The organism is Pirellulales bacterium (assembly GCA_035499655.1).
GTDB lineage: Bacteria > Planctomycetota > Planctomycetia > Pirellulales > JADZDJ01 > DATJYL01.
Window position 1 is genome coordinate 1 of the sequence record DATJYL010000037.1, and the last position, 3440, is coordinate 3440.

Annotated in this window: 2 protein-coding genes; one reads left to right on the plus strand and one right to left on the minus strand. The window is 57.8% G+C overall.

Annotated elements, in window-relative coordinates; all coding sequences use genetic code 11:
* Window positions 1-1400: TolC family protein (locus VMJ32_02405; protein HTQ37848.1), on the plus strand; the 1400-nt coding region annotated here is incomplete at its 5' end.
* Here the strand turns inward: VMJ32_02405 and VMJ32_02410 are convergent.
* The coding region (locus VMJ32_02410) for an efflux RND transporter permease subunit (protein HTQ37849.1) at window positions 1397-3440 on the minus strand (2044 nt) is incomplete at its 5' end. The two genes, VMJ32_02405 and VMJ32_02410, sit on opposite strands and share 4 nt — an antisense overlap.

Below are 3440 nucleotides of genomic sequence, written 5' to 3' on the forward strand. Positions count from 1 at the left end.
TTGAATATGTCAACGAGAATATCAAAATTCAGCAAGAGGCGTTAGACATTGCCCAGGCGCGATTCAGAGGCGGCTTGACCAGCGAATTGGACACGGAGCAAGCCATCAGCCAGTTGGCCCAGACCCAGGCTTTGATTCCGCAATACGAGAAGCAGTTACGCGCCGCGAACGATCGGCTGTGTTTGCTCGAGGGCATTCCGACCAAAGATTTAACGCCAGACCTGGGGGTCAAACCCATTCCGCCGGTTGCGCCGGACGTGGTGGTGGGCATTCCTTGCGATTTGCTGATTCGCCGCCCCGACGTGCGGCGGGCCGAGCAACAGGCGGCTTCGCAAAGCGCACAAATTGGCGTGGCCGAAGCGCAGTTGTATCCGGCAATTTCCATCACCGGGACCGTGGGCTTTGACGCCCAGCGATTCACGCAGTTGTTCAAAAATCAATCGCTACAAGGATCGATTGGTCCCGGCTTCCAATGGAACGTGCTGAATTATGGGCGGCTGATCAACAACGTTCATTTGAATGAAGCCAAGTTTTGCGAGCTGGTCAATAACTACCGCAACACGATGCTGAAGGCGAACTCTGAGGCGGAAGACAGCATTGCGGAATTTTTGCAATCACAAATCCAGGAGCAAGACCTGGATCGCAGCGTCGTGGCCGCCGATAAGGCCGTGAAGCTGGCGATTACGCAATACCAGGGCGGATTGGTCGATTTCAACCGCGTGGCATTGCTGGAGCAAGACCTGGTGCAGCAACAAAATTTGCTGGCCGAGGCGGAAGGCGATATCGACAGCGGGCTGGTTCATTTATACAGAGCGCTGGGCGGCGGTTGGGACATCCACTGCCCCGGCGAGGCGGAAAACTTAGCGGAACCGCCCGTGGCCGAGGGCGCCGCTGCGCCCAATGCCGAAACGGTTCCACCGGGCCAAAGTTCGAATTCGTCGACGCCGGGTTTTGGCGAAAAGCCCGGGCCGGACATGAAGTTGAATGCTCCAATACCGAATTATCAACGGACGCCGGCGCCGTCTAGCCAACCGCCGAAGTTGCCGGGTCCCGCCGACAAAATGCCGCCGCCGCCAGCACCGGGAGCCCGAAATAATCGCCCTAGCATGCAATCGGTGGTGAAACGCACACCTGTGAACAATGCTCCGTTGCAATTGCGGCGTACAGATGAGAACGGCGAATTTGATTGGACGCAAGACGATGGCCCGCCGCCGTTGCGCTTATCCAAACAGCGTGCGCCGAAACCCAGCTTGGCTCAGACCGCAAATCGTGATGATCAAGCCGGTGCTAACACGCCAGTCATACAAAAGATGGCCGAGCAATCTGAATCGGTCGATCACCCAATTATGCATGCCGGGCTGATGGAAGGCGATGCGGGGCAAGTCCGGCTGCTGCGCTAGCTGTGCGATGGCGGAGGAATCACGGCGGTTTTCGCAACAGAGCCGCTCGGTGTTGCGCCGCTTGGTACCGTGCCGGCCGGGACTGGGCCGCGCGCATCAGTCACCGTCTTTTGCTTTGCCGCGGCGGCTTCTCGCCGGGCTTGGCGATACAACAGCGAATAATAAAACACCGGCGTGAGGAACAGGCCGAAGGTGGTCACGCCGATCATGCCGGAGAAGACCGCGGTGCCGAGTGAAATTCGCATTTCGGCGCCGGCGCCGTGAGCCAAAATCAGCGGGACCACGCCCAAAATAAATGCGAAACTGGTCATAATGATGGGGCGCAAACGCAGGCGGCAAGATTCCACGGCGGCGGCGTATAAATCTTTCCCTTGCGCACGCTGCTGCTGGGCGAATTCGACGATGAGAATGGCGTTTTTCGCCGCCATGCCGACCAACACCAGGTAACCGATTTGGACGAAAATATCGACGGGCAGTTTGGCAATCATCATGCCAGCCACCGAGCAGAGCAAGCACATGGGGACGACCAAAATGACCGACAGCGGCAGGTTCCAGCTTTCGTACTTGGCGGCCAACACCAGGAAAACCAACACCGCGCCGAAACCGAACACAAACAAGCCCAAAATCGCCGCCGGCACCAGCAGCATGCCGATTTTCGCGGGGAGCAATTGCATGAACGTGATGGTGGTCCACTCGTATGGCAAGCCGAGCTTATCGCATAGGCTTTGCATCAGGCCGATGGCCTGGCCGGAACTTACTCCCGGCGCCGGATTGCCGTTGACGGCCGCGGTAGGGTACATGTTGTAGCGCATGTACATGGCCGGTCCGCCTTGATCTTGCAGCGTGGCCAGCGTAGCCAGCGGCACCATCTGGCCCAATTTGTTTCGCACTTTTAATTGGCCCACCTGCCGGGCTGCGGTACGGAAATCTCCCTCGGCCATCAAGTTCACTTGCCATGTGCGGCCGAACAAGTTGAACAGGTTGACGTAATAACCGCCCATGTAGGTTTGCATGGCGTTGAACACATCTTGCACGGGCACCATCAGCGATTCGCACTTGGTGCGATCGATGTTGACAAAGATTTGGGGCACGTTGGCTCGAAACATGGTGAACACGCCGATCAGGCGATGGAGCGGATCGGAGTTGGCGTCACGGCATAATTCCTGCGTGGCCTGTTGCAGCTCGGTAAGATTCACGAATCCGCGCTGTTCGACCTGCAATTGGAAACCGCCGGCGTTGCCAAGGCCTTGGATGGGGGGCGCCCGGAATACGCTGATGACGGCATCGTCAATTTGCTCATAGCACAAGGCGCGAAGCTTTTCGGCGATGACGGCATCGTACTCTTCGTGTGATTTGCGCTTGTCGAATGGCGAGAGAATAACGAACGTGGAGCCCCAGTTGGAGCCGTTGGCGCTGAGCAAAATGGATTGGCCGGCCACGCTCAGGGTATGATCGACGCCGGGAATGCGGTCGAAGTGCTTGCCGTTCAGGTCGCCGCCCAGGGCCAGTTTATCGAGCTTTTCCATTACGGCCTGGGTTCGTTCGAGCGAGGCGGAGTCGGGCAGCATCACGTTGACGAGCAAGTAGCCTTGGTCTTGCTCGGGGATGAACCCGGTTGGTGCGTGCCCCATGCTCCAATACGTGCCATACAGCAAGGCGACGTATACGCAGAGAATGAGCAAGCAAATTCGCAGGCTGCGGCCAATGGTCCAGCCGTAAACGGCGGTGATTTTATCGAACACAACGTTGAAGCCGCGGAAAATTTTCCCCAGCACAAAGTTGACAGGCCGAATGAGCAGCCAACCCAAAACGCCGCCCATCACTGCGCCTGGCAGGAAAGCCACGGCGAACACAATATAAGGCAGCGTGGCTGGATATTCCGCGTCGATGGCCGCATCGCCTAGAGGAAGATGGAAATAATCGGCCACCATCGGCTTCAAATACGAAACGCTGACCAGGCCGCCGATCAAAATGAAAATCCACCACGGCAGGGCCTCGCGCATGTGTTCGTGGCCGCCGTCTTCTTTCGCTTCGGTTTTG